Source organism: Kitasatospora sp. NPDC093558, from assembly GCF_040683475.1.
GTDB lineage: Bacteria > Actinomycetota > Actinomycetes > Streptomycetales > Streptomycetaceae > Kitasatospora.
On the sequence record NZ_JBFBDY010000489.1, the window covers coordinates 2,584 to 4,819 of the forward strand.

General features: G+C 76.1%; 2 protein-coding genes. One reads left to right on the forward strand and one right to left on the reverse strand.

Features of this window, described 5'->3' with window-relative positions:
- Positions 1-138 precede the first annotated feature (138 nt).
- Positions 139-1,206 carry an NUDIX hydrolase gene (locus AB0O00_RS29785; RefSeq protein ID WP_363656991.1) on the reverse strand — a complete coding sequence of 356 codons (1,068 nt, stop codon included), beginning with the start codon at positions 1,204-1,206 and terminating at the stop codon, positions 139-141.
- A gap of 442 nt (positions 1,207-1,648) precedes the next feature.
- Between AB0O00_RS29785 and AB0O00_RS29790 the strand changes: the two genes are divergently transcribed.
- On the forward strand, positions 1,649-2,236 hold a 588-nt coding region (locus AB0O00_RS29790), incomplete at its 3' end, for a PfkB family carbohydrate kinase (RefSeq protein WP_363656993.1).

The following is a 2,236-nucleotide window of genomic DNA, read 5'->3' on the forward strand; positions in this document are numbered from 1 at the left end:
CGGCGCGCAGCAGGGGCAGGACGGCGGCGGGGTGGCTGAGCGTGAACGGCATGCGCCCATCCTGCCCGCTCCCACCCCGGCCCGCCGACCGCCCACGCCCTACCGCTTCCGGGCCCGCACCGACACCGCCTACCCCGCCTACGCCGCGTCCGCCGTGCTGGCCAGCCCCACGGCGGCCCGCCGTCCCGCCTCCAGGTACCGCAGCTCCCCGCTGCGCCGGGCGTCCAGGGTGGCGGCCAGCCGCCGGTACCGGCTCGGCGGCAGCAGGTCGGCGGCCTCGTCCAGCGTGACGAAGCGGCAGCCCCGCAGCTCCTCCCGCTGGAGCAGCAGCCCCTGACGGGCGGTGGCGTCCAGCAACCCGCCGTCGTACATGAGCCGCAGGCCGCCGCGGCGCGGGCCGGTGCGCGGCTCCCAGTCGACGGCGAGCAGCCGCAGGACGGCCGGGTCGAGCCGCAGGCCCAGCTCTTCGGCGGTCTCGCGCAGGGCGGCGTCGGTGGGGGCCTCGCCGCGCTCGACGACGCCGCCCGGGAAGTCCCAGTCGGGCTTGTAGACGGGATCGACGAGGAGCACGCGGTCCTGCTCGTCGAAGAACAGGACCGCGGAGGCGACGGTGTCCTCGGTCGGGTCGGGCGTCTGGACGATCGGGCAGCGGGCGACGCCGTCGCGGACGAGTTCGGCGATCCGCTCGGCGGTCTCGCGCGGCGTGAGCCGGCCCGTGTCGAGCGCGCGGGCGTCGCGCAGCAGCCACCGCCGGGCGGCACGGTAGCGCGGCAGGTGCTCCAGGCACCACCGGCGGACCCGGTCGCTGGCCTCGGGGTCCCCCGGGCATTCGTCGCGCTGCGCAATGCGCTCACGCAGGATCGTTTCTTCGGGATCCAGGACGACGTGGTGCACCGCGATGCCGTGCGAGGCGAGGTCGCCGAAGATCTCGTCCCGGTAGTCCTCTCTGAGCAGGGTCATCGGGACCACCAGGGGGCCCGGCACCTCGCCGAGCAGTGCGGCCGCCACCTCGGGGACGAGCCGGCGCCAGGCCGGCAGGTCCTGGAAGTCGGACACCGTCGCCAGCCGGTCCGCCGGGAGCATCCCCCGCAGCCCGGCCCCCACCAGCTCGGGATCGAACAGCGTGCTCCCGGGAAGCAGTTCCACCAACTCGCGGCAGGCGCTGGTCTTGCCCACCCCGAACGTGCCATTGACCCAGACGATCACAACGTCCCCTGCCCCTCGACTTCCCCCGATGCCGTACGCACCGGGCGGCGCCCCCGTTGTCGAACCAGCGCCACCCGTGGTGGTACCCCCGCCGCGCGGCTCCCCATACCTTCCCGCGCCCTCCACTGCGCCGCCCCGGCCCGCCCCGTGACAGCGGCATGTGCCCAGGCCAGGAGCCCGGGCGGCGGACGGCGCCGACCGTTCGCGCAGGCCTCCGCCCGCGCTTCGCACCCCTACGGCCCACCCCCGGTGCACTCCATCGAGCCCGCTCGTGCGCCCCCACAACGGCGCTCACAGAACGGCACACGCCCCACGCGCACCACCCCCGCGCACGACCGTACGCCCTCCGCGTCACCGCCCGCCCACCGGATCCCCGTTGGGCCCCCACGCCGCCCCCGTCATGCGGCTTGCGTCGAACCGCCAGAACCCGTACAGAGGAACGATGAAGCTGCGCCCCGCCGGCCGGGTCATCGTCATCGGGTCGGTCAACATCGACCGCATCCTCCGCTGCCCCGTGCTCCCCGCCCCCGGCGAGACCGTACTGGCCGCCGACGCCAGCCGGGGATTCGGCGGCAAGGGCGCGAACCAGGCCGTGGCGGCGGCCCGGATGGACGTGACGACCCATCTGGTCGCGAAGGTCGGGGCGGACGACGACGGACGGGCGGCGCTCGCCGACCTCCGGAGCTCCGGCGTCGAGACCGCCTCGCTGCTCACCGACCCCACCGCGCCCACCGGGCAGGCGATCGTCATGGTGGATCCGGCCGGCGAGAACAGCATCGTCGTCGTCCCGGGCGCCAACGCCCGCCTGACGGCCGCCGACGTCACGGCCGCGCTCGCCGCCGTCCGGCTCCTCCCCCGGGACGTGGTTCTGACCAGCGGTGAGGTGCCGGAAGAGTGCGTGCGCGCGACGGCCGCCGCGCTGCCGGCCGAGGGCACCCGCTGGGTGCACAACGCCGCCCCCGCCGGCGCGCTCCCCGACCCGGGCCCGACCGGCCGTCGTCCCCTGGGCGGCGTGAACGCCGTCGAGGCC